Here is a 24027-nt window from a genome sequence, read left to right on the forward strand (position 1 = left end):
CCCATGCAAGGCCTGCCCGGAACGTGTGCAGCGCCTCACACGGGTTCAGGGGTAGATACGGCCAGGCAGCAATGCCAGTCCGCATGGGTGGAAATGGATGCCCTATAGGGCGTCGTTAGCGGTGGTTCGGCGGTTGACTTGCCGTCTGGGTTCAAACCAAAGCTCTTTCAGCCTGAACCGCTCGAAATGCAGCACGATGTCTACGGTCTGGCGCAGAAATGCTTGAATGGTTGGCAGATTGAGGTTGCCGCCCGTGGGTGATTGCTTGATGAGCATCGCCAGGCGGTCAAAGGCATCGGCGGCCCCGTTGGCGTGGGTGGTGGTGACGGATCCTGGGTGGCCGGTATTTAAGGCCGCCAGGTAATCCCAGGTTTCAGGGCCGCGTAGCTCGGCAAGGAATATCCGGTCTGGCGATAAGCGCATGCAGGCGGCCAGGCTTTCGGTGGCCGAAACCCGACCGCGCGTGCCGCCATACATCAGATGAACGCGATTTCTGTGCCGGGGCAGAATGAGTTCATGCACGTCCTCGATGGTGATCAGGCGTTCATTGACGGGCACCCGGTCAATCAGCGATCTTGCAAAGGTGGTTTTGCCCGAACCTGTCGCGCCGGAGATGACCAGGTTTTTGCGAGCCTGAATGGCAGCGAGCAGGAATCCGGGAATGTCACCATCGTCCTTCAGGGCCAGCAGTTCCAGATCGGTTTTCGATAGGCCGCCCGCTGTGTATTGGGCGGCGGCGTCGTGGGTGGTCTCAAACGCGCCTTGCGCGTGCAGTTCCTCCAGGGAGAGCGCCACTTGGGCGTGCTTGCGGATATTGATGGCCAAAGTGCCGTCAATGCAGGCCGGAGGCAGCACGATCTGGCCGCGCTCGCCATCGGGCAGGACGACAGATTGAATGGGGCTGCGTGTCATGTGGTTGTACGCGGCCAGCGCCGTGGCCAGGGCCTCCAGGTGGGGGTAGGAAAGCTTGGGGCACTCGTGAAGCTGCCAGGCACCGCGTGTGCGTGTATACAGCTCACCGGCTCGCACGATGGCGATTTCAGTGACATTGGGATCCTCCTGATGTTTGGACAAAGGCCGCAGAAAGGTGCGAACCGCAATGGATCGATCAAAGGGGATCGCTTCAGTGGATGGGTTCAAGCTCATAGACGTGACTGAAATCCAGATCACGGGCGACCATGATGCCGATACGCTCGCCCTGGTTCTTGTAAAGGGTGGGAGGAATGTCCAGGGACTTTTCCAGAATCTTTGCAACCGCTTCTTGTCCGCCTTCGGCGGTGTTGTCAAAGCGGATGTTGTTGCTGCCCGATTGCCCTTGATTGGATGCCCAGTTACCGAAGTCGCCCACCAGAGAAAGAAGGATGGCGTTGCCAAAGCGTTCCCAGAAGTGGTTGTCGATATGTCCGCCCAATCCCGCTTCGCCCAGCGGGCCTGTACCGGGCGAACTCAGGTTCACGATGACCCCGGTAGGCGTTTCCAGCCGGTTCCATGTCACAAAGGCGCGGGCCTGGCCCTGCTGTATGCCCCCAGACTGATAGCCCGTGAACTTGGTGCCGGCATCAATGAGCTTGACCTTGCCGTTGGCGCTCATGACATCGTGCGTGGCAAGACACGTCAGAAGCCCGGACTGGGTGCTGACCAGTTTTGTCTGTAGGGTGCAGTCGATCATGGTGCCTTGCGTGAGCAGGAAGTTGCGGTCACCCAGTTGTCCGGCCACTGATGGAGCCAGCTCCAGCGGTCGCAGCTTGTCGGCCAGGGGACCCGCATCGCTATAAGGGCCTTGGGGGCCATTTGACTGGCTTGGGGTCGCGGCGCTTGCGTCTGCGCCACCCGCCTGTAGCGGGCTGGCCAGCCGACGCTGGGTAAGTTCATCGACAGGAGGTGGAGCTGCGGGCATGGGTGGTGGGACGTTGTAGCTGGGCACCATCGTGGGCTCGGGCGTCGGAGGCGGCAGTGTTGGAGGTGGCGTGGGGCGCTCCACCTTGGGGGCTTTGAGGCGATTGGTAATGCCGCTTTGATCGGCTTCCAGGCCGCTATCGGCTTTTGCCGCTGGTTCGCGGCTCCAGACCTTCATGAGCACGCCGGCAGCCACTGCCACAGCGATCAGAATGGTGAGCCACAGAAAAGCGCGGGCACCGCGTGGGGTGCTGCGCCCGGTTGCTTCCAGATTCAGTGTTTCCCGCTCCAGATTAGCGTATTTAGGGTTCCCCTCTTGCGAGGCTTGCTCTTGTGCCTGATTTTGTTCCTTTTCCGTCATGGGGAATTCCTTTCTTGCGTGGCTTCGCGTATGCGGATGGTGGGCACAGGTGCCGCAGTGGGCGATTGCGGGCTCGCACTACCCTTGATGCTGCGTCTGACTGCGGGTGATGCCGTCCCGGTATGTGCTGGTACGGGTGTGATGCCGTAGGCGTCGTTGTGAATCGCCAGCACTTGGTCGCCCAGGCGCAGATGCCATAAGGCAGACGTGCGATGCAGCACCATGGTGCGTTCATCTGCCATGTGGTGATTGGTGATGACTTCCTGGCCGTCAGGCGTGACGCGGTACACGGTCGGGATGTCGGCTTGCGGTGCAAACTGCAGCCAGGTCTGACGACCATCGTCCCAGGCGTGTACCGGTGCGATGGCCGCGTCGCCGCTGCGGGTGTAGGCCTGCCAGTTCATGTTCGCGCTGACGGCTTGTAAGGATCGCTCAATCGCAGCCTTTTGTGCGGCCTGGGTCCGTTGCCTGGCTTGAACCTCTGGATAACGAACCACGAGTTTGTACAAGGCGGCTGAATTGCGGTTGTCGCTGTACGAGAGCCGGAAGCTGTAATCGCGCCTGTCAGTGACGACGATAAGGTTGGTGTTGGCGTCTTCTGCCGTGGGTTTGAAGAACAGGTGATTGTTCTTGTAGGTAAACGCATAGGCTTGGCTATCGCCAAAGACGTGGTAGACGTATTTTTCGCCGGGCTCCAGCACGATATGGGTGGCCACGCCGATCACGGCATTGAGCTGGATGACATTGGCGTCGTTGTAATTGACATAGCGCACGCGGTGGTCGAGCCGCGAGGAACGAGGGGTCTCCAGCGCCAGGGCGCTGGCAGGGATGGCCAGGCAAAGAAACAACGCCAGCACCTGCCGACTGGGGAAATGTTTAAACATAAGAATTCCTTCAGATCCTTGTCGGTGTCAGCGCGACAGGTCGGCAGCCAAGTCATAGCGCATGACCTGAAAGCCCAGCGGGTTCAGGCGGGCGACCTCTTCGGTGAGTGGCACGTCGGTGTATTGGTAAGCCATGGTGGCAATCAGGTGCTGCGCCTTGGTGATGTTGCCCGTGGTGACTTCCCGCTCTGTCTTGGTAAAGCGCACGATGGCGGCCTGGTTGGCACCCAAGGTGATCGAATGAATCTGCACATCGACTGTGCCCTGGGTACCGAGGCGTGTCGTGACGGCGTCCTGCCCTTCGAATCGTTTTCCGTACTGCGTCTGGATGGGTGCAGAAGACAGCAGGGCGCACGTGTCGAATTGCTCCTGTATCGTCTGCCAGCTGTAGCCCTCGCAGTTGAGCACGTACGTGTTCAGAAAATACTTGGCGATGCGTTGGCCGTAGTCTTCGAGCGGCTGGCCCAGGCTGCTGACATGTTCGATGGAGCCGGTGGCGCTATCGACGCGGACCACATACATTTCGGGCGGCTGCTTCAGAGGGGTGAGGCCCGCTACGGCAGCGACGGAAGCCAGGGCGATCAGACCTGCACCGATGGCGACCTGCCAGGCACGCTTACGGCTGCTGACGAGCTCGCCAAGGTGATCGCGTTCCAGGCCGCGCGACTGCTCCAGGTAGGCGGCAATGTCTTCGGATTTAAGTGATGCGGACACGAGTCAAACTCCTTTGAAAAGAGGCGGCGTGGCATTGACTGGCACGCGTGGCGTATCGGCCGGTTGCGGCGGCTGGGGCGCGTGAAAGGCGCAGCCAGCCAGCAGCCCGGCCAGTGCGAGGGCGGCAAAAAGGTTTTTCATAGAAAGGTTCCTATCCTGCCGGACCGGCAGAAGGATTGGGGAATAGAAAGTCAGTTGATTGGCCCGGCAAGGGCCGACAGGCGGATTGCCTATTTGGCGCGCAGGCGCAGCATGCTACGCAGTCGTAGCATTGAGAATGCTCCTTTGGCCGCGGTACCCACACCGAGCTGAGCGCCAAAGCCGTTGGAGAGACCGGCTGCGAGGCCTGGGATCATGACCATGATGACAAGGCTGGCGATGCCGACCAGCAGCTGGGCACCGAAAAGCCCGATAATATCCTTGGCACCGCCATTGATCTGATCGGCAATCATACGGATGAGCTGGATGTTCATCTGCAGCAATAGTCCGAAAATCAGGCCGGCCAATAGCGCCAGAAATACGAAATTCAGTGCTTGTGAAATCCAACTATTGAATAGGGGTTTAGTGGGTTCAAACAGAGTAGCTGCAATGAAAATGGGGCCCGTGGCGACGACGAGCGCCATGCCGACCTTGCAGACCACAACTATCACCATGATGATGCTGCCTACCACGGCAGCATTGACACGTACCATCGTGGCAAGAAGGCTGACCAAGACTTCTTTGGTGGATGGTAGAAAGTTGAACCAGGCATCTTGGCCCTTGCCCATCATGGCGTTTGATGCCTTGCCGGTTTCGTTCTGCAGCTTGTCCACCTCTTGGGCCACGCTGCCGGTACTCAGGGCGATCTGCGTAACATCGTCGGGCAGCGCAATCATGGTTTCGGCGATATCGTTCTGGTACAAACCTCCCGTGCCAAAAATCATTGCGACAATGGCTACAAGAATGGCCTTGCGAAAGAACTCTGTGACGGTCATGCTGCTCTGGCCCTGCATCAGTGCAAACGCGTAAACCACAAATTGAATCGTAAGCCCTACCGTGATGACTGGCATTAGGGCTTCAAATAGCGCTTGCATTGGGCCGTTAACCGCATCGCTCAATGTATTTTCGGTTTGAGTCATCACCCATTGGGCAATGTCGCTAGGAGCTGAGGGTGGGGTTACGGAAGGAGTGAGACCAGACATGGTACCGCCTTACTCTTTGGATCCGGCATCTACGCCAGCAGTATCGTTATCCCCAAACCAGCCACCATATACCCGTTCTGCTCTGGCCTGTAACAGGTGACGCTCTGCCTCCAGTTGTTGAGAGGCTAGCTGAATGCGAGTTTGCTCTGCCAGGATATTGGCCTGCTCAATTTGGATTCGAGCCTGTAGCTCGGATATCTCTTTGGGGTTGGTCGTCTGATTGATCTTGTCTTGCAGTGCGTCTACATTGGCCAGACGCTGGGTCATGGAGTCATAGGCTCGTTGACTCATGGCCTTGGCTGTCGCTTCGATGTTCAACGCCTTCTTTGAAAGTTCTGTACGATCCGCTTCAAAATTTACCGGCGCCATCACCGAGTCGGTAACACGGCCAACGTCGCCATCCAGGCTTGAGCCGTTTGAGCGATCAAGTAGCCCTTGGGCATTCGAAGGCAGAGCTGAACGCAACTGCTCACGCATGTCAGGACTGCCGACTACATTTCCGAAACCACTGGATTGTGTGAATGCGGCGAGTTGGCTTTTGGCGGTGGCCAGCTGTTCGGTCAGATTCTTCAGTTGGTCTCTGGCAGTGAGCAATTGCTCCTGTAACTGCGCAATGGTGGCAGCATCGACCGTAGGGATGCCGCTAGCTTGGACAGGGTTTAAGAAAACGGCGGACAGGACGATGCCCGCCGCAAATGACTTGCAGCGTGTCATGGGAAATACTCCGGAGAATGCGCCTTCAGGCGCGAAGGTCAGGGTTTGGTACTGGCCTGCTTCGCAATGGCTTGGTAATCGGCTTCGGTCGTGCGATGCGCTTTCATCTGGCCCGACACGATGAGGTCAGCGCTTTCATCGTAGGCAACGCGTTTATCACCTACAGCCAGAATGTTGTCTGAATCGTCCAGCTTGCCGGGTAGCTTGTGGGTTTGGTAGCCGCCACCAAAAGGGTTCTTGGTGACGAGCGTGAAGAGGAAGCTGTCGCCGTTTCGGGTGATGTGGATGGCATCAGGGTCATACTTGCTATCTGATTTCCAGTACCCAAGAAACTTTTCACCATCTGGTTCAGTCTTGCATCCGGCTACGATGGTCAGCAGCGCAGCGGCGCTAACAGTAGTGATGAAATGTCGTCGATTCATTGGGTTTCCTATGGTGAACGGTTGTTGGGGTGGGCCGGGCTGCGTTTGAATGCTGCCCAGGCGTCGGTCACGCTGCAAACGTGCCCAGCCTTTGTAAGCCAGTCGGGCGCTTGTTTATGTTTCAGGATGTACCGACAAAGTACGCCCATGTCGTCATTCGGAGCAGGGATATGTTGGAGGCTGAATGGATTCATGAGCATAGGTCTGGCCCGTCTTGTTCGAGCTCCTGCTCCTGCCTTAGTACGGCTTGATCAAAGCGGACGCCGACCAAGTCAGCCACCCGTTGATACTCGGCGGAGCCAGGTGGGTGGCCGTTCACTTCGTGGATGTGTAGGCTGTAATATTTTTCTACACCTTGCTCAAAGTAAGCACGATCTTCGCTCGGATACGTGGAACGGAACCAGATGTTCGGGGTCATGCTGGGATCGGTGCTCGATGGTTCGGAAATTCCGTAATCCCGGCTATGGCGCACCAAGTCATCGGCATTGAAGGTGACGCGGTCGAGTTCGATGTCGTGGGTACTGACTCCACCTGCTTCCAGATCTGAAAGTGTCCAGCGTTCGCAGTGGATGGAAACGACAAAAGCGTCATCTGGGGTGTCCGCTTCGGCTTCCGGGCCAGCAAGTCCCAGACGGTTATAGAAATCCTGATCTTTCGTTGTCTGCAGATCGTCGCGAGCCTGTGCTTGGCGCTGGTTATGTTCAAGCGCTGCTAGCAGCTTTTTCCGATCATGAGTGTCTGGTTTCATAGGCTACCTTCTTATGAGAGGGCGGTTAACTGACGGCTTTGCTTGACGGTGTCCAGGTACACGGGTAGCCAGGCGGCCGGATCATGCCCGGCCTGGGCCACGGCCTGCTCGGCTATCTCGGCCATGTCGGGGCTGCCAGAGAACACCAACAATTCGTCTTCGCAGCCGGACAAGTCCAGTTGCGCGACCGTGACGCTTGAACCTTGCTTGACGAGAAATTTTCGGCTGGCCTCGCCCAAGGACTTCAACAGCTGGAACTCAGTGGGTGACAGGCCAAAGCCCTCGATGTAGTCGCGGGCCTTGGCTCTGGGGTTGGGCAGCAGAATCAAGGTGGCTGTCTGCTGAACCAGGGAGGGGCCGACCGGGTTTTCCGTGATGGCCCCCGGCTCCTGGGTAGCGAAGGCCAGCACGCCATTTTTCTTGCGGATGGTGCGGCTGGCATCCTGCATGTCTTCCTGAAAATGCCTGTCCTTTAATGGGTGCTGGCATTCGTCGTACAGATTGATGATGCGCCGGCCATCGTGCAAGGCATCAATACGGTGCTTCAGATACATCGTGGCTGCACCCCGCACCGCGTCATCATCGAGCAGTTCGGTCAGATCAAATCCGAAGATGGCGGGTTGGCCTGTGTCGGTGGCTAGACTCAGTTCATCGGCAGGGTTATCGAACACCCAGCCGTATTCACCGCCCTGGCACCACGGAGCCAAGCGAGCATGAATGGTGCTTGTCGTGTCATCGTCGCTGTATGGGTTGGGCAGCAAGGTATTCAAGGTCGATAGCGTGCGGGCTTCCCGGTCGATCAGCGTGGTCAGCTGTTGCACGGCCTGCGTGATTTCGGCTTGCTGCCGTGTGGTGACCGCTTCGCCTCGGCGCTCGGCCAGGAATACGACCAGGCGCACCATAAAGGCGACGTTGCCTTTGGTGGGCTCCATTTGGAACGGATTCCAGCCTGTTGCTTCACCCAGGCGGATGTTGAAGTAGCGGCCCCCCAGCGCCATGATGAGCACCTGCATGCCTTGATCCTTGTCCCAGACAACACACGTTGCGCCAAATTTCTGCGCCTGGGTGAGCAGCATTCCCTGCAATACAGTCTTACCCGTGCCGGTCATCCCAATGATCATGGTGTTGCCCGGGCGACGCTTTCCGGTTTCGTCCAAGTCCTCGGTAGAGGCATGAAAGTTGAAGAAGAACGGGCTACCTGTCTGGGTTTTGAGCAGCGTGACCGCTGGCCCCCAGGGGTTGCCGACCGGTTTGCCGGTCAGCTGGTTATGCAGGCTGGAAAAACACAGGAAGTTGAGCGATGTGATGGGTACCGGGCGTGGCCGCCAGTGCCAGTTACCGGGCAGTTGCGCCCAGAACCCGGCTTCCAGCGCTCGGTCCAGTGGCCGGAAGCCGACTGCCTCTTCGGCCAGCGCCGTGGCGGTCTGGGCCAAGGCCTGGCGCACCCCTTCAGCCGTGTCGCCATAAATCAGCATCGTGGCGTGATGATCGCCCAGACCCAGGCGCGCTGACGTCAGGTCGTCCATGGCTTCAGTCAGTTGGGTGACCTGGCTGATCGAATCGTCGCCGGAATCGACCAATAACTTGTGATGCTTCTTGACCAGCTTCTTGGCTGCGGCCCCAGTATGGCTGCCCCAGGATTGGGTGAGCACGAATTCGTACGGCAGGCCCAGCAGCCGATCCAGATGTCCCGGTTTTGTCGCTTCCGGGTAGTCGCGTAGCTCCATCATGCCAAAGATACGGGAGCTGGCGACGGTACGCAGTTCGCCCAACTCTCCATGACGGCCAAATATCGGTCTGGCGTAGGGCAGGGTGTCACGCAAGCGTTCCCGGCTGATTGGTACGGGCCGGTGCGTACCGGAAAGCAGAAACCCCAGGAACTCGGCGACTTCGCTGAAAGCAAAGCGCTTGCGATCTACGATGCCCAAGATTTGCGGATCGTAGCGGTACAGGCCAGCGCTTAAGGCACGTATGATGCCGTTCAGGCGCTCGATGGATTCGGCTTGCCAGTGCGCAATGCGTTGCGTGTCGGCTTTTTCCAGACTGGCGAATGTGCCCAGTATCGGATCTTGTACCGGATGAATAAGCACCGTCAGGTATAGATCGTTGATCATCAGGCCCGAGGCATCGAACGTGGCGCGGTAGGCAGCATCGAATCGGGAGGCAAAAGGCTGCTTGAAAGTGCTGTCGGGATATTCCGTGACGCGGCGGCGCACGATGTGGGAGTACAGGCCAAGCGATCCCATGGGTAGGCCGCGTAGTACGTTATGCAGTGCTTCGATCCAATCTTTCAGCTCATCTTGTGCATAGGCATCCGGCGCGCGGCCTGTTACCTTTATGACCGCCAGGTATTCATGGTTGTCGCAGGCAATGATCTGGTCGGTGACATGGTGGGAGTAGGGCAGATAGCGCGAGACGCGCCGTTCGTCCACGGCCAGGGTGGTAGCAGCATTCATGGAAACATCCTTTACTTGATGAGTGCGCGCCAGGGCCGACGCCGGTGATAGCCCTGCAGGGCGTAACTTGAGCCTCGCCAGAAGCGTTGATTGCGATTGCGCCGTCGCGTTTTCAATTCGAGCCACAGCACATCCAGGGCTTTATCGTCATCGCGAGTGAGAATGGCAAGCGTGGGTATGACAATGAACAGCAAGCCCCACCAAGCCAGGCCTGCCGTCATGGCGACTATGGCTACGCAGGTAAAGGCACCCAGTAATAGCTTGGTGGGAACGCCCATGAAGGTGGCCTTGCGGCCCAGCCCTCTGAAGACCGGATAGGTGTTGGTTGCCATGGCTTACCTCCAAAGCAACACAACCAGCTCGGCCACTGATCCGGCCAGCAGCACGCCAATGCCCCAGCGGATGGCATCGTCTTTACGCATGACCTCTGCGGAATACAGTACAAAAATGATGACGCCGATGATGATGGCCGCAATGGGCAGGATGACATCCAGATTGTCTCGGAGGGTCTGCAATGTCGTTTGCGCTCGGGAAAGCCCGCCGATGGATTGTGCAAATGCAGCCTGATGAATGCCAAACAGCAGTGCGGCTGTGGCCGGTTTGTTGATGATCCGTAGGAAGGACATAGCGTTCTTGAAGTGTTTCAGTAGAGACATGCGAAGACTCCTGCCCCTGGAAGCCAAGGGGCGCAGTGGTGGTGGGTAAGAATAGGAATGAGTGTGGCTAGGTCGGCCAGGGGTGCGTCAGGCGTCGGTGTCCGAGTTGGTCTCTGGTTTGCCGTCACGCGTTTGTGAAAAACCGTCGGTTGCCGGGTTGGCGCTGAAACCGTCCGGTGTGCCTTCTGGTTGAGCCGGTGGTTCTTGATCGGGTTTCCGCGCTGGCTCTGCCGGCGTGGCCTTTGTCGCAGGCCCTGTCGTTTCGTTTTTCAACGGTGCCAGGGCCGGAACCTTGATCTTGGCTTGGGCCAGCACTTTGCCGACATAGCCATTGGCGAAGCCGCGCTTGAAATTGCCGGTGTTGTAGCAGGACAGCGCAGCGCGCAAGGCATGCTGCGGATCCGTCTGTCGGGGTAACGCTCTGGCATAGCACTCTGCCAGTACCGTCTGGGCAGCCGCCAAGTTGCGGCAGGGATCAAAGACGGTCTTGCTGTCCAGATTCAACCACGCCCAGTTGCGAACATTGATCTGCCCCAGCCCAGCGTCGAAGTCGATGCCCTGGTCAATGAGGCGATCAGCGGCTGCGGTCGCTTCGGCTAATGTTTTGGGTTGCTGCTTTAGATGCTGGCCCTTGCGGTTGACGCCGATGGCGTACTGCCGGACTCGGGATTCATGACGAATCAGTGCATGCAGGGTGACTGGGTGGATGTTGGGTGCGCAGGTGAGGGCCAAGGCTGCAAGTTCTGCGATCATGGCTGGCTCCTTCAGTGTCCACGCCGGTGCCTGGGGTCTGTCAGGGAAAAATTCCAGCCTTTCGCCCATAACCCGCTATGGTTGGCGTCCCACTTGGCTTGCGCCGCCTCGTACTTTTCGGCTTTGACCCAGTACCCGCCCATGGTTGGCCTGCCGACGTAGCGTACAGACAGCGCATACGTCCAGGCGTGATCGTTGTAAACGACACAATAGGTGGGTAGCTGGTCGAGTGTGACGGTAGGTAGTTGATGGACCTCGTAGACGGTTTTCCCGCTGTCACCGCCGTATTCACGCTTGCGCCATTTGTACGCCGTAGCGGCATAGGTTTGGTTCAAGAATTCAGCATCACATTTGCCAGCGCCGCGTGATATGGCATCAATGCGCTCTGACATGCCTGAGTCGCCGGACGCCGGGCACTGGGATAGAAAGGAACGTCTCGCTGAGACGGTAGCAGACCAGTCCAGGCCGTGTTTGTTGTACTTCCTGATGTCGAAGTAGTGGTCCAGGGATGGACTGCACTGGCCCGGTCGCAAGCTGGAAGACAGGCAGAGCGTTGCTTCGCAGGCCAGGCGTGGGATACCCGTGAGCAGGTTAGCCGTGTCGGCGGCATGAGCGACAGGAGCCAGGACGCAGGCGAGCGCCAGCGCCCCAGCCCGCAAGGCGGGAAGGGTGTGCATGAAGATGTCTCCGGGAATGGGTACGGCAGATGGCCTTGGAACAGGCCGAGGACGAATCAGCGTTGACGCTGCAGATTCTGTTGGGCGATGGCGATCTGTTCAGGCTTGGCCATGGCCCGCACGAGATAGGCGGTTTCGACGGCAGCCAAGCGAGTTTCTTGCAGATGGTCCAGGTCGGCCACGATCTGGCGCAGCAGCGTCAGTTCTTCCTGCAGCGTGTCGTCGGCAGACAGCCGCCGCCTAAGGTAGTTAGAGAGGGATAGGCCGGACAGGGCGGCTGCTTCGCCCAGGCGTGCAGCATGAGACGGGGTCACCCGGATACGGATGACCTCGGAGAGAGGTTCGTTCATGAGGAGTTACCTATAGATAGGGTGATGCAGTGGCTTTGTGGCGGCAGGGTAATCGTGTTCTTGAGAGCATTGATCTAGACACAATATGACATATATGGTTAGATGCATTAACGTGATGCTGGCAGCAGCTAGTGTGGACCATAAGTAGACACCGTCTTAGTTGTGCCAGATGATGATATTCGTAGAAGTCAGATGCGAATGCCCCAGGGAGTCAGTCCACCTGTGGTCAATACATAAGGGCTGCAAATTGAAAGGAGACCGAAAATGTCCTCTACCGGAGAAAAGCCAGGAGTTGGAGTTTATGTCTGCATCAAATGTGGGCAAAGCCTCTTTCTAAATGATCATTCGGACACACTTCCACCATGCCCGAAATGTCATGGGACTGAATTTCGTCCATAGCTGAAAGGCTCCAGCGGACGGCCTCTCGCCGCCGCTGAGCTGAGCACCAGATGAATTAGTAGCAGTTTCGGGAGGCAAACAGTCTGCGCTGGCCGTTCCAAGACGTGGGGCGGACCTTTAGCCCAGGTTAATTTAGTGTCGGCAGGGACCATGGCGATAAGTGGTATGTCATCTCTTTGTGGCGAGTCAGTTCTATCGGCTAAAAACCAAACCGAAGGAGACCAGCAATGGTGCAAGACGTAGAGACAACATGAATGAAATCGACGAGAAGCAGATAGAGCCGCGAATGCTCAATTTGTTGCGCGCTAGGACGTTGATCTATCGGCGGGCCAAGAATGTTCAGGCCCTGTGCCTTATTATCTCGCTCGGTTTCCCGGTCGTGGGCCTGATCGTTTCAGCTTTGCTGCTCCCGTCGAAGCCATTCATTGCGCTCGCCGCGCTAGTCTTCAGCTTCCTTGAGGTTTTGCTTCTCGATCGCTGGCACCGTGCACAGCTCAAGAACGCGGCCAAGTTGCAGGAGGACTTCGACTGCGCTGTGCTGCAGATGGATTGGAACACCTTTCTGGTCGGTAGTCGGATCGACCCTGAGGATGTCTTTGTCGATGCGTGCAAGAAACTCAGTAACACGGACGAGGAGCGGCTAATTAACTGGTATCCGCTCGTTGTCAAGGAGTTGCCACTCCATTTGGCAAGGCTGGTATGCCAGCGGACCAACCTCTGGTACGACAGCGCTTTGCGCAAACGCTACAGGCTCTTTCTCTTGATTGGCTGCGTGGCGCTGGTCGTGGTGGCTGGATTTGCCTCGCTGGCGATCGACCACACTATGACGACCTTCGTACTCTCGACGCTGGCCCCGATGACGCCGGTGATGATTTGGGCGCTCAGAGAATGCAACCGGCAGGCCGCCACCTGTGAGCTACTGGATCGACTCAATGATGAAGTCAAGAAGCTCTGGGAGCGCTCCCGTAGTGGCGCAACGGGACAGGAGATCAGCATGCGATCACGCGAGCTGCAAGACGCCATATTCAACCACCGTGCTTCCAGTCCTTTGATCTTCGACTGGGTCTACAACCTTTTGCGTAGACGGATGGAGGAGCGGATGAATGCCGGCGCAGAGCACTGGGTGAACGAACTACGCGCGGCTGGCAACGCGCACTGAAGACGGATAGAAAAATGAAACTAGTCCAATGCTTCAACACTTTCCTGAACGACACCGTCAACCTCAATAGCACGCGGTTCGACCAGCTCGAAAGCAGCATTGAGGCGATAAAGGGCGCGGTGCGAGGACTGGACTGGAAGCCCTCCATCACAGGTTTTGCCGCGCAAGGGTCTTGGGCTCACAAGACTATCATCAAGCCTTTGTCCGGAGATCCGTTTGATGCGGATCTACTGGTTTACGTAAAGCCGGTCGCGGGCTGGGAGGCGAAGGACTACATCAACGAACTTTATGCAGAGATGGGAAAGTCGGGTCTGTACAAGGACAAGATTAGACGCTACTCGCACTGCATCACCATCGAGTATGCTGGGGAGCGCAAGATCGATGTGGCGCCTTGCGTGAAAGAGCGGCTTCACGCTGGTGTATGGGAGGTTTGTAATCGTGACACCAATCTGTTCGAGAAGTCCAATCCACTCGATTACACGAACTGGCTGATCGAACGCAACCGCATCTGCGGGAACAACAATTTCCGCAAGACCACTCGATTGCTGAAGTATCTAAGAGACATTAAGACCAATTTCACCTGCCCTTCGTTTCTTCTGACGACTTTGCTTGGGAATCATGTGTATGCCTCTGATCTGGGAGCGGCAGACTTTATAGACGTTCCCTCCACTCTCAAAATGCTGGTTGGTCGGCTCGATGATTGGTTGCAAGCCAATCCAACCAAGTCCGCTGTGCGAAATCCCGTGTTGTATGAGGAAATCCAAAGCACCGCTTGGGATGACACCAAATACTCGAACTTTCGAGCGAAGATTAATCTGTACCGTAGTTGGATCGATGATGCCTACGATGAGTCAGACAAAGAGGAAAGCATTGGGAAATGGCGGCGTGTGTTTGGCGATGACTTTGCCGCTCATGAAGCGGTCGAAAAGGCGGGTCAGGTCAGTGAAGCTGCGCTGACCGTCATCCGGGGTAGCCCGGTGTTGGCTGGTGTGGCCGATCTGGTTGCGCTTGTAAAGAAGATCGGCCTTGCGGCTCTGCCGATTGGCTTTGATCGACTGCCGCACATGCACCGTCCGCGATGGAGAATGGCTGTCGGTTCGAGGTTGACCGTGACCGTGGGCGCGCAACTCTGGACATCCCGTTATGGGCAGCACCTCCGCCCGCTTGTCTCACTCTCGCCCACGCAGTCCGGATACTGGATCCGCTTTAACGCCACTAGCAATCTCGGTCTTCCTTTTCCCGATACATACAAGGTCGCATGGCGCGTGACCAACACGGATGAAGTTGCCCGGCGTGCGAATGCGTTGCGTGGTGACTACTACACCTCAGATGAGCCAGGAGTTCGCTGGGAGCAGTTGTCCTATCGAGGTGTTCATATGGTAGAGGCCTTTCTAGTCCGCAAGGCCGACGACAGGCTTCTAGGGAAGAGCGAACCGTTCTACGTTGTAATCGAGTAGGGGCAAGGAACATGCGACTGATTGGAGAAGTTTTATCGCATCGTAGGTGCATTGCGTCCAACACTGACCATTTTGAGCATTCGCGCGTCATTACCGAAAATACTTGCTCAGGACTGCACACGAGTCCGCAACCGACCCTGAGGGGTAGTTGCCAACTCGGGAAACCGGACGCTCATCGTTTGAACTGAAAGGCGGTTGGCTCGAATGATTGGTTTTACAGCGCAATCATCTCTGCAATTTGATAGCCAAGGTTTGTGAGTTCGAAAAACTCTCCCTTCTGGCCGCGATCAACAACAAGATCCAATGCAACGAGCTCATTCAGCGCTTGCTCCCACTTTGCGACCTCGCGCCGCTCGTCTGATGGAATTACATTCTTTCCGTTTGTCTGGATGTTGGTGCCGCTTATGTATCGGAGATACAGGATGCTCCCATGATCGTCCAAGCTTGCTTCCTTGAGCAGAACTCGTGCTTCAGCAGATATTTCGGGAATCTTGGTCTTCGATTCTTCGACTGGATTGCTGCCGACCTCACCGAGATCACTAGAAAAAAGAGAGTGCTCATTCAGCTTCAACTGAAGCTGCCGATAGAACTTTGTTCTGAAATCAGCATGGCTGTCGTAGCTCTCATATAAGCCTCGGCTACGGCATGTATCTTTAAATCTCTTCAACTTCGCAACCTGATCTAGGTCAACCGTGTCCATTGCAACTGGCTGGCTTGAGAAGTACAGCATGGTTGGTTTGCCCGTATCGATATGGCGCTCAATCTCTTCCACCGTCCCACTCGCGTAGTCGTCAGTTGCTGTGCCAATTCTGGTCCAAAAAACTCCGACAAGGAGGTCGCATTTGTCTAGGACTTGGTTATTGATGATGGCTTGAGCAGATGCACCCATTTCTGGCGATGAGTGAGTTTCCCAGCCAATCGGAAGCAGAACGATTTTCCGAGAGTTTGAGTGAACCGCATTCCACTCGTAGACGACGTCACGAATGATGGCTCTTTCGGACGCGACATCTCCCGGTGAGGCGATCATCACGTTGTATGTCTTTGCGACGTAGCTCATCAAGTCCCTTTGAGACAAACCTAACAGTTATTCATTGAACTCACTAATCCGTGTTTTCAATGATAGTACGGACAGACGGCCGCTTGGCATACCGAAAGCAAGAACGTTTTTACGAATGGCCGCTATGAGAAAAAACTTAAATGTTTGCTCCTAGACGAAAACACACGTTCAGCCACCTAGTTTATCCAGCTTCCCCACCAAATCCTCAGCTCGCAAATGCGTATATCGCTTCAGCATCTGCATAGATCTGTGCCCGCTGATCGCAGCAACTTCCTGATCTGACAGCCCGGCCTCCACCAGCCGGCTAACCGCCTCATGCCTCAAATCATGGAACCGAAAATCCGTCAGCCCAGCCGCTTTCTTGGCGTCGGTCCAGGCCTTATCAAACAGATAGGGCCGTCGCATGCCATCCCGACCAGGCTCACCAAAGAACACCAGATCCGTCTCGGGTGGCCGAATCGGGTTATCAATCGCGGCCTGAAACGCAGCCGTAGCCGCCTTCGTCAGTGGCACGGTACGTGGTGACGAGTTCTTCGTGATATCCAGCCGCACAACCCGCTTCTGCAGATCAACCTGGCTAAGCCGTAGCCCACCGATCTCTGACAGCCGCATCCCAGTCTCCAGTGCAATCCGCACGATCCAGCTGAACATAGGATTCGAGTAGGCATCTACAGCAACCAGCAGCCGCTTGGTCTCTATCGGTGTCAATCGGCGATTCCGCCCAGCACCGGGAGGAGGGCGGCGGATTTGGGACACAGGATTGAAGGGCAATCCTATACCCCACTCCTTGATGGCCACAGTAAACAGGTGGCTCAGCAGGGCCAACTCCAGCCGGACGGTATTGTTGCTGCGTGGAATCAGCTTACCGTTTTCACCAGGGTCGCCAGCCAGCCGCATGTCGCGGTACTGTGCAACGATGTCGGCGCTTAGGGCGGCCAATGAGTATTTCCCAAGATGTCGCAGCAGTGGCTGCGCCTTCTTGTGCTCTGACACGCGGGTAGATTCCCGCTTGGTGGGCGTCACTTCCCGCAAGTACCGTTTCAGTGCGGCCTCAACCGTCATCCGCTCACCAGGTGCCCGCTGTATATATACCCCGCGTACCATGTCATCTTCGGTACGCCTGGCCCAGTCCTCAGCGTCGCGCTTGGTTCTGAATGTCTTGGACGCAGTCGGCCAGCCCGTCTTTCGAATGACGGCTTTCCAGGTGCCAGAAGGGGTCTTAACGATAGTTGCCATGCGAGTCAAAGTTCCGAAAAGTACACTCGGCGTTTCATCACTGTACCGAAACTGTACCTGGCTCGCAAATTTGGAAAATCCCCCGGCCTTGGGGTAAGAACTGAAACCGCTCTAAAAGGTTGTATTTGTTAGGATTTTTAGAGTGGTGCCCGGGGCCGGAATCGAACCGGCACGCCTTGCGGCGGGGGATTTTGAGTCCCCTGCGTCTACCAATTTCACCACCCGGGCAGTTCAAGCAGATCGCTCTATGGAACACAGAGCGTGGCAGAAAGGCGTAATTATACGCACAGTTATAAGAGTTTGCACAAGGCCGCGTCACAGCCGCTCGCCGGCATCCCGCCACCCGACACACAGTCCGCGCCACCCCACCATCACCACCACTTGAAAATCCTCCCTCCACCCCCATTATGTTCAGACTTCCCGCCTTGGCCCTACCGCCAAACGCGGCGGCCGTTTCCGCGACCCATCCGGAGACCGCCGGTCGAATATCCTGTGACGCCTCCCTGCAAGAGCAATCCAGATATTTGTTTTTATTGAATAACTAACTTTTTGCGTGGTCCAACAATGAGTCAAACTGATACGCCCGTCTCCTCGTCAGAAACTTTGGGCTTTCAAGCCGAAGTGAAGCAGTTGCTGCATCTGATGATTCATTCTCTGTACAGCAACAAAGAAATTTTCCTGCGCGAGCTGGTGTCCAACGCGTCGGACGCCTGCGACAAGCTGCGCTTTGAAGCCATCGATAACCCCGAGCTCTTCCAGGGCGACACCGATTTGCGCATCCGCGTCGAGTTCGACAAGGACCAGCGCACGATCACCATTTCCGATAACGGTATCGGTATGTCCCGTGAAGAGGCGGTGTCGCACCTGGGTACGATCGCACGTTCGGGCACCAAGGAGTTCTTCTCCAAATTGACCGGCGACAGCCAGAAAGACGCCCAGCTTATCGGACAGTTTGGCGTAGGTTTCTATTCCGCCTTCATTGTGGCCAAGAAGGTGTCGGTGCTTAGCCGCCGCGCAGGATTGCCTGAGACCGAAGCGGTGATGTGGGAGTCGGAAGGCGAGGGCGATTTTACGGTGGCACCGGTGGAAAAGGCGGATCGCGGTACGTCCGTCACCCTGTACCTGCGCGACGATGAGGACGAGTTCCTGAATGGCTGGAAGTTGCGCGAAGTGTTGCGTCATTATTCCGACCATATTTCCCTGCCTATCCAGATGCAGAAGGAAGAGTGGGACGCCGAGAAGTCGGAACAGGTCAAGACCAATGAGTGGGAAACCGTGAACCAGGCCAGCGCCTTGTGGACGCGATCCAAGTCGGACATCACCGACGAGCAGTACACGGAGTTTTACAAGCATATTGCCCACGACTTCGACGATCCGCTGGCATGGACGCATAACCGGGTGGAAGGCCGCAGCGAGTACACGCAGCTGCTATACATCCCCAAACGCGCGCCCATGGATTTATGGGACCGCGATGGGCGCCGCGGCGTCAAGCTGTATGTGAAACGCGTCTTCATCATGGCGGACGCCGAGCAGTTGCTGCCAAATTACCTGCGCTTTGTGCGCGGTGTCATCGATACGTCGGACCTGCCCTTGAACGTGTCGCGCGAACTCCTCCAGGAAAGCCGCGATGTGCGGGTGATTCGTGAAGGCTCGGCCAAGCGCATTCTGTCCTTGCTGGAAGACCTGGCCGAGAACAAGCCCGAGCAGTACGCGGAATTCTGGACGCAGTTCGGACAGGTGCTGAAGGAAGGCGCCGGCGAAGACACGGCCAACAAAGACCGCATCGCCAAGCTGCTGCGTTTTGCGTCCACACATGGCGATAGTGCTGCGCAAACCGTGTCGCTGGCGGATTATGTGTCGCGCATGAAGGAAGGCCAGGACAAGATTTACTACGTCAGCGGCGAATCGTATGCCGCGGCCAGCAACAGCCCTCATCTGGAAATCTTCCGCAAGAAGGGACTGGAAGTGCTGGTAATGTCCGACCGCGTCGATGAATGGATGCTGTCCTACCTGCGTGAGTTCGAAGGCAAGTCCCTGGTGTCCATTGCCAAGGGCGGATTGGATCTGGATTCGCTGGCCGACGAAGAGGAGAAAAAGCATCAGGCTGAAGTGGCTGAAACCTTCAAGCCTTTGGTCGAGCGCCTGAAGACGGCGCTTAATGACAAGGTGAAAGAGGTTCGCGTCACGGGTCGCCTGGTGGACTCTCCGGCTTGCGTGGTGGTGGATGCCAATGAGCTCAGCCCGCACCTGATGCGTATGCTGCAGGCGGCAGGGCAGCCGGCACCCGAGGTCAAGCCGATTCTGGAGATCAATCCAGACCACGCGCTGATCGGCCGCATGCAGGCAGCACCGGAGGCGGACTTCAATGAGTGGGCTTTGCTGTTGCTGGATCAGGCCATGCTGGCCGAAGGCGGCAACTTGGTGGATCCCGCTGCGTTTGTGAAGCGCATGAACCGTTTGCTGTTGAATACCGGCGCTTGATGCCGACTGGCGACAGGTAGGCTATAACGGCGGTAGTTGCCGCCGTAGCCATTGGTTGTCACGGCCGAATCGCTCCCAGTCGAAGAACGGACCCGGGTCTGTCTTGCGGCCGGGGGCGATATGTTCGTGTCCCCGCGCCGCACGGATGGGATGTCGGGCGCGCAATGCTGGCAACAGGCCGGTCAGCGCCTGGTATTGCGCTGGCGCGTACGGCAGGCAGTCTGTGCCTTCCATTTCGATGCCTATCGAAAAGTCGTTGCAGCGCGCACGCCCTTCAAATGTTGATACGCCGGCATGCCAGGCACGCTTGCACGTGGATACGAACTGGACGATGCACCCGTCGCGGCGCACCAGGAAGTGCGCCGATACGGTCATGCCGCGCAGGCGTTCCAGCCAGGGATGGGCCGAGTAGTCCAGTCGATTCTGGAAGAAATCCACGATTTCGATGCCGCCAAACTGGCCTGGCGGCAGGCTGATGTTATGCATGACCAGCAGGATGGCGTCGTCGCCCGCAGGGCGGGCGTCGTAATTCGGTGATGGCGCGCGTCGGGCGTTGGGGTGGGCTTTCAGCCAGCCGTGCCGATCCAGCGCAAGTTTGTTCACTGTCGCACGCCCAGCTTGGCGTGTTCGGCGCTGCACCAGGTGTTGCCGCCGCTTAGCACGGCTTCAGAGCGCGGCATGTGAATGCCGCAATGGGCGCAGCGCACCATGTTTTCCGCGTGCTCAACGGGAGGCGCGCCGCGCTTTTTGGCCTGCTTGGGTTGGTCGTTGTCTTCCAGGCTTTGGTTGTGGCGCGCGACGATGCGGGCAATCAGCAGGACGGCAATGATGAGTATGACCCAGAATAAAACTTTTCCCACATTAGCCTCGTTGCAGTATGACGTCGATTACGAAACGACTGCCGCTGTAGGACAGCAGCAGGAAAGCAAAGCCCGCCAGCGTCCAGCGCAGGGCAATGCGCCCGCGCCAGCCACGTATATGGCGCCCCGCCAGCAATATGCCGAAGGTGAACCACGACAGCAGGGTGAAGACGGTCTTGTGGTCCATGGGGAACAGTTCGTTGGTAAGGCGCAAGGACACGATGGCGCCGGTAATGACGGTAAGCGTCAGTACGCCAAAACCTATCCAGATCAGGCGAAACAGCAGCACTTCCTGCAGTAGCAGGGGCGGCATGGTGTCCAGCGCGCGTCCCAGTATGCTGCGGTTGGCTTCCTGTTCGATAGGCCGGTGCAGCTGGCGGTCCAGGGCCGTCATCAGCATGGCTTGCAGGGCGGCAACGGTAATCAGGCCGTAGGCGGTCAGCGCAATGATCAGGTGCACGCGCAGCCAGTCGTTGTTGGCGTGGGCCACCGTTCGGCCATAGGGGTACAGCGCGGCCAACAGCGCGGCCAACAGCGCGGCGACTGTGGCCGCAGGGAGTAGAATGAGCAGTAGTCCGTCAATTCGCATGACCAGGTTTTCAAGCCAGAATACGATCATGCCCAGCCAGATTGCTGCCGATAGCGCCAGTGCCCAGCCCAGGTGGAGGCTGTTGGGCAGCAGAATGGACTGCGCCAGCGCTATACCGTGCAACAGCAGTGCGCCGGCCAGGCATACACGGCGTACCTTGCCCGCCACGACTTGCGAACCGCCCTTGCTTAAAGGGCGCCAAAGCGAAATGGCCAGCACGGCATATGCCAGTGTGGCCAGCAAGTGAAATACAATGCCTGCAGACATAGTCCCTTGAGTTTCTGGTTATACAGTACGGGGCAAGCCCCAAGCGGCCTATTTTAGTCCGTATACCGACAGTCCAACTAGTTTAAGCGAAACCAACGTTATGCTCGACAATCTTACCCAACGGCTCACGCGCGTCGTCAAGACCATGCGGGGCCAGGCCCGCCTGACCGAAGCCAATACGCAAGACATGCTGCGCGAAGTGCGCATGGCCTTGCTTGAAGCCGACGTGTCCCTGCCGGTGGTGCGCGATTTTATTGCGCGCGTGAAAGAGCGGTCGCTGGGCCAGGATGTGGCCGGCAGCCTGAATCCGGGACAGGCGCTGGTCGGTATTGTCCACAAGGAACTGACTGCCCTCATGGGCGGCGATCTTGGCGCCGAAGCCAGCGAACTGTCGCTCGCTACCCAGCCGCCGGCGGTCATCCTCATGGCCGGCCTGCAGGGTGCGGGTAAAACGACGACGACAGGCAAGCTGGCCAAATGGCTTAGTGAAGGCGGCCATATACAGAATGGCAAGAAAACCGGCAAGAAAAAGGTACTGGTGGTCAGTGCCGACGTGTATCGCCCGGCGGCCATCGAGCAGTTGAAATCGGTGGCGGGCCAGGTCAAGGTGGACTTCCTGCCTTCCGACACATCGCAGAAGCCGGAAGACATCGCCCGCGCCGCGCTCGATCACGCCAAGCGCCATCACTACGAAGTGCTTATCGTGGATACGGCCGGTCGTCTGGGTATCGACGAGGCCATGATGCGCGAGATCCGCGCGCTGCACGACCTGCTCAAGCCGATCGAAACGCTGTTCGTGGTCGACGCCATGCAGGGGCAGGATGCGGTCAATGTGGCGCGCGCCTTTGCCGACGCCTTGCCGCTTACGGGCGTGGTGCTCACCAAAATGGATGGCGATGCCCGCGGGGGCGCGGCCTTATCGGTGCGTCACGTCACCGGCAAGCCGCTGAAGTTCGTCGGCGTGTCCGAAAAGCTGGACGGCCTAGAGCCTTTCCACCCGGAGCGCATGGCGCAGCGGGTGCTGGGCATGGGCGACATCGTCTCGCTGGTCGAGCAGGCGCAAAAGAATATTGACATTGCCGACGCCGAAAAGCTGGCGGCCAAGATCAAGTCCGGCAATCGTTTCGATCTCAACGATTTCCGCGATCAGTTGCAGCAGGTCAAGAAAATGGGCGACATGGGCTCTTTGCTGGAGAAATTGCCGGCGCAGTTTGCGCAGGCGGCGGGCCAGTTGCAGGGAGGCCAGGCCGAAAAACAGCTGCGCCGTACTGAAGGCATCCTGAACTCCATGACACCGGCAGAGCGTGCCAAGCCCGAATTGCTGAAAGCCTCGCGCAAGCGTCGCATTGCGGCGGGCGCCGGCGTGGCCGTACAGGAAGTCAACCGCATGCTGTCTCAGTATGACCAGATGCAGGGCATGATGAAGCAGATGAAAAAGGGCGGCATGGCCAAGATGATGCGGGCCATGGGCGGCATCAAGGGTCTGGGCAAGGGCGGCTTCGGCGGCCTGCGCTAAGTCGGGCTGCGTTCAGCCGGGCTGCGCTCAGCCGGGCTGCGTTCAGCCCCCGCCTACGGCGACTACGATCTCGATCTGGTCGCCCTCGGCCAGCGTGGTGTTGCCGTGCTGGCTTTTGGGGACGATGTCGCCATTGGCTTCGACGGCAATGCGCTTGCCCTGATAGCCTAGAAATGCAATCAGCTCCGCAATGGTGGATGCGTGTTCGAGCTGCAGGGGCTTGCCATTGAGGGTGATGTTCATGTCTCTGTCCTGGGCTTGCCGCTGAATTTGTCCGTGGCGGCAAGCAGTTGTGTCAATATCCCCGGTTCGTCGAAGGCATGGCCGGCATCGTCGACCAAGTGAAATTCGGCCTTGGGCCATGCCTTGTGAAGTTCCCAGGCGGTCTTGGCCGGGGTGCAGACGTCGTAGCGCCCCTGGACGATAACGCCGGGAATGTCCTGCAGAAGGTGCGCGTTGCGCAGCAACTGGCCTTCTTCCATGAAACCATGATGCACGAAATAATGATTCTCGATGCGGGCAAAGGCCAGGGCGGCGTCGTCGGCGGATAGCGCCTGCACGTGGGCGGCATTGGGCAATAGGGTGATGGTGTGGCTTTCCCATTGCGTCCAGGCCTGGGCCGCTTTCAGCTGCTCGCACCGGTCGTCGCCGGTAAGTCGTTTGCGGTAGGCGGCCATCAGGTCGTGGCGTTCCTCTGGTGGAATGGGGGCAAGGTAGTCTTCCCACTGGTCGGGAAATAGCCACGAGGCGCCTTCCTGGTAGAACCACAACAATTCCTCGCGGCGCACCGTGAAGATGCCGCGCACCACAATTTCGCTGACCCGCTGCGGGTGGGTCTGCGCATAAGCCAGTGCCAGTGTCGAGCCCCACGATCCGCCAAAGATCAGTGCCTTGTCGGCTTTCAGGACTTCGGCCCGCAAGCGTTCCATGTCGGCGACGAGGTCCCAGGTAGTGTTGTTCTCGAGGCTGGCGTGAGGCGTGGACCGGCCGCAACCGCGTTGATCAAACAGCAGGATGTTGTAGTGCTGGGGATCGAACAGGCGCCGATGGGTGGGCGAGCAGCCGCCGCCGGGGCCGCCATGCAGGAAGATCGCCGGCTTGCCCTCGGGGTTGCCGCAAAGCTCCCAGTACACGTGATGACCGTCGCCGGTGGCCAGAAAGCCTTGCAGATAGGGTTGAATCTCGGGGTACACG

27 protein-coding genes and 1 tRNA gene are annotated in these 24027 nt (G+C 57.8%); 5 read left to right on the forward strand and 23 right to left on the reverse strand.

The window, feature by feature from the left end; all coding sequences use genetic code 11:
• Positions 1 to 102 precede the first annotated feature (102 nt).
• The 15 genes from virB11 to CR155_RS15700 form a co-directional block, all read right to left on the reverse strand.
• On the reverse strand, positions 103 to 1146 hold the full coding sequence (virB11, locus tag CR155_RS15625; RefSeq protein ID WP_102070972.1) for a P-type DNA transfer ATPase VirB11: 1044 nt from the start codon (positions 1144 to 1146) through the stop codon (positions 103 to 105).
• Positions 1124 to 2257, reverse strand: a complete 1134-nt coding sequence (virB10, locus tag CR155_RS15630; RefSeq protein ID WP_102070973.1) for a type IV secretion system protein VirB10 — start codon at positions 2255 to 2257, stop codon at positions 1124 to 1126. The genes virB11 and virB10 overlap by 23 nt, the downstream gene beginning before the upstream one ends.
• Positions 2254 to 3141: a TrbG/VirB9 family P-type conjugative transfer protein gene (locus tag CR155_RS15635; RefSeq protein WP_102070974.1), complete on the reverse strand. Its 888-nt coding sequence runs from the start codon at positions 3139 to 3141 to the stop codon at positions 2254 to 2256. The genes virB10 and CR155_RS15635 overlap by 4 nt, the downstream gene beginning before the upstream one ends.
• A gap of 27 nt (positions 3142 to 3168) precedes the next feature.
• On the reverse strand, positions 3169 to 3855 hold the full coding sequence (locus CR155_RS15640; RefSeq protein WP_102070975.1) for a VirB8 family type IV secretion system protein: 687 nt from the start codon (positions 3853 to 3855) through the stop codon (positions 3169 to 3171).
• A 3-nt stretch (positions 3856 to 3858) separates the two neighbouring features.
• Positions 3859 to 3996, reverse strand: coding sequence for a hypothetical protein (locus tag CR155_RS15645; protein WP_012250609.1), 138 nt, complete (start codon positions 3994 to 3996; stop codon positions 3859 to 3861).
• An 89-nt stretch (positions 3997 to 4085) separates the two neighbouring features.
• Complete coding sequence (locus CR155_RS15650) at positions 4086 to 5036, reverse strand: TrbL/VirB6 family protein (RefSeq protein WP_102070976.1); 951 nt, start codon at positions 5034 to 5036, stop codon at positions 4086 to 4088.
• Between the two features lie 9 nt (positions 5037 to 5045).
• Entirely contained in the window at positions 5046 to 5750 is a 705-nt protein-coding gene (locus CR155_RS15655) for a TrbJ/VirB5 family protein (RefSeq protein ID WP_102070977.1), read from the reverse strand.
• A 38-nt stretch (positions 5751 to 5788) separates the two neighbouring features.
• Positions 5789 to 6172 carry a hypothetical protein gene (locus tag CR155_RS15660; RefSeq protein ID WP_102070978.1) on the reverse strand — a complete coding sequence of 128 codons (384 nt, stop codon included), beginning with the start codon at positions 6170 to 6172 and terminating at the stop codon, positions 5789 to 5791.
• A 190-nt stretch (positions 6173 to 6362) separates the two neighbouring features.
• Complete coding sequence (locus CR155_RS15670) at positions 6363 to 6920, reverse strand: hypothetical protein (RefSeq protein WP_102070980.1); 558 nt, start codon at positions 6918 to 6920, stop codon at positions 6363 to 6365.
• 11 nt (positions 6921 to 6931) lie between these two features.
• A complete protein-coding gene (locus CR155_RS15675; protein ID WP_102070981.1) occupies positions 6932 to 9376 on the reverse strand; it encodes a VirB4 family type IV secretion/conjugal transfer ATPase in 2445 nt (814 codons plus the stop codon).
• An 11-nt stretch (positions 9377 to 9387) separates the two neighbouring features.
• Positions 9388 to 9708: a VirB3 family type IV secretion system protein gene (locus CR155_RS15680; RefSeq protein WP_102070982.1), complete on the reverse strand. Its 321-nt coding sequence runs from the start codon at positions 9706 to 9708 to the stop codon at positions 9388 to 9390.
• Between the two features lie 3 nt (positions 9709 to 9711).
• Positions 9712 to 10032, reverse strand: a complete 321-nt coding sequence (locus CR155_RS15685; protein WP_102070983.1) for a TrbC/VirB2 family protein — start codon at positions 10030 to 10032, stop codon at positions 9712 to 9714.
• Between the two features lie 87 nt (positions 10033 to 10119).
• Positions 10120 to 10785 carry a lytic transglycosylase domain-containing protein gene (locus tag CR155_RS15690; RefSeq protein WP_102070984.1) on the reverse strand — a complete coding sequence of 222 codons (666 nt, stop codon included), beginning with the start codon at positions 10783 to 10785 and terminating at the stop codon, positions 10120 to 10122.
• Positions 10786 to 10796: 11 nt separating this feature from the next.
• Positions 10797 to 11462 (reverse strand): TrbM/KikA/MpfK family conjugal transfer protein, encoded by a 666-nt coding sequence (locus CR155_RS15695; protein WP_102070985.1) that lies wholly within the window; start codon positions 11460 to 11462, stop codon positions 10797 to 10799.
• A gap of 56 nt (positions 11463 to 11518) precedes the next feature.
• Positions 11519 to 11812 (reverse strand): plasmid mobilization protein, encoded by a 294-nt coding sequence (locus CR155_RS15700; protein WP_102070986.1) that lies wholly within the window; start codon positions 11810 to 11812, stop codon positions 11519 to 11521.
• A gap of 264 nt (positions 11813 to 12076) precedes the next feature.
• Here CR155_RS15700 and CR155_RS21390 point away from each other — a divergent pair, with 264 nt between their 5' ends.
• From CR155_RS21390 to CR155_RS15715, 3 genes are all read left to right on the forward strand, one after another.
• The gene (locus tag CR155_RS21390) at positions 12077 to 12211 is read left to right on the forward strand and encodes a zinc ribbon-containing protein (RefSeq protein WP_102070987.1); all 135 of its coding nucleotides are present in this window, start codon (positions 12077 to 12079) and stop codon (positions 12209 to 12211) included.
• A gap of 250 nt (positions 12212 to 12461) precedes the next feature.
• Positions 12462 to 13370, forward strand: a complete 909-nt coding sequence (locus CR155_RS15710; protein ID WP_102070988.1) for an S-4TM family putative pore-forming effector — start codon at positions 12462 to 12464, stop codon at positions 13368 to 13370.
• Between the two features lie 14 nt (positions 13371 to 13384).
• The gene (locus tag CR155_RS15715; RefSeq protein ID WP_102070989.1) at positions 13385 to 14827 is read left to right on the forward strand and encodes an SMODS domain-containing nucleotidyltransferase; all 1443 of its coding nucleotides are present in this window, start codon (positions 13385 to 13387) and stop codon (positions 14825 to 14827) included.
• 214 nt (positions 14828 to 15041) lie between these two features.
• On the opposite strand, the gene CR155_RS15720 is transcribed toward CR155_RS15715, so the two are convergent.
• The 3 genes from CR155_RS15720 to CR155_RS15730 form a co-directional block, all read right to left on the reverse strand.
• Positions 15042 to 15884, reverse strand: coding sequence for a DUF4062 domain-containing protein (locus CR155_RS15720; protein WP_102070990.1), 843 nt, complete (start codon positions 15882 to 15884; stop codon positions 15042 to 15044).
• Positions 15885 to 16052: 168 nt separating this feature from the next.
• Positions 16053 to 17120 (reverse strand): site-specific integrase, encoded by a 1068-nt coding sequence (locus CR155_RS15725; protein ID WP_102070991.1) that lies wholly within the window; start codon positions 17118 to 17120, stop codon positions 16053 to 16055.
• 143 nt (positions 17121 to 17263) lie between these two features.
• Positions 17264 to 17348: transfer RNA gene (locus tag CR155_RS15730), tRNA-Leu, on the reverse strand.
• Between the two features lie 336 nt (positions 17349 to 17684).
• On the opposite strand from CR155_RS15730, the gene htpG reads away from it, so the two are divergent.
• Positions 17685 to 19601, forward strand: a complete 1917-nt coding sequence (htpG, locus tag CR155_RS15735; protein WP_102070992.1) for a molecular chaperone HtpG — start codon at positions 17685 to 17687, stop codon at positions 19599 to 19601.
• Between the two features lie 21 nt (positions 19602 to 19622).
• Here htpG and ampD read toward each other — a convergent pair whose 3' ends face one another.
• The 3 genes from ampD to CR155_RS15745 are packed head-to-tail and all read right to left on the reverse strand — an operon-like array spanning position 19623 to position 21317.
• Positions 19623 to 20204, reverse strand: coding sequence for a 1,6-anhydro-N-acetylmuramyl-L-alanine amidase AmpD (gene ampD / locus CR155_RS15740; protein ID WP_102070993.1), 582 nt, complete (start codon positions 20202 to 20204; stop codon positions 19623 to 19625).
• A complete protein-coding gene (locus CR155_RS20830; RefSeq protein WP_158238287.1) occupies positions 20201 to 20461 on the reverse strand; it encodes a PP0621 family protein in 261 nt (86 codons plus the stop codon). Before CR155_RS20830 ends, ampD begins: the two co-directional genes overlap by 4 nt.
• Position 20462: 1 nt before the next feature.
• Positions 20463 to 21317: a cytochrome C assembly family protein gene (locus CR155_RS15745; RefSeq protein ID WP_102070994.1), complete on the reverse strand. Its 855-nt coding sequence runs from the start codon at positions 21315 to 21317 to the stop codon at positions 20463 to 20465.
• Between the two features lie 100 nt (positions 21318 to 21417).
• Between CR155_RS15745 and ffh the strand changes: the two genes are divergently transcribed.
• Entirely contained in the window at positions 21418 to 22833 is a 1416-nt protein-coding gene (gene ffh, locus CR155_RS15750) for a signal recognition particle protein (RefSeq protein WP_102070995.1), read from the forward strand.
• 42 nt (positions 22834 to 22875) lie between these two features.
• Here ffh and thiS read toward each other — a convergent pair whose 3' ends face one another.
• Positions 22876 to 23076: a sulfur carrier protein ThiS gene (thiS, locus tag CR155_RS15755; RefSeq protein ID WP_102070996.1), complete on the reverse strand. Its 201-nt coding sequence runs from the start codon at positions 23074 to 23076 to the stop codon at positions 22876 to 22878.
• Positions 23073 to 24026: a prolyl aminopeptidase gene (gene pip, locus CR155_RS15760; protein WP_102070997.1), complete on the reverse strand. Its 954-nt coding sequence runs from the start codon at positions 24024 to 24026 to the stop codon at positions 23073 to 23075. The genes thiS and pip overlap by 4 nt, the downstream gene beginning before the upstream one ends.
• Position 24027: the final 1 nt, after the last annotated feature.

This window comes from Pollutimonas nitritireducens, from assembly GCF_002849615.1.
GTDB classification, from domain to species: Bacteria; Pseudomonadota; Gammaproteobacteria; order Burkholderiales; family Burkholderiaceae_B; genus Pollutimonas; species Pollutimonas nitritireducens.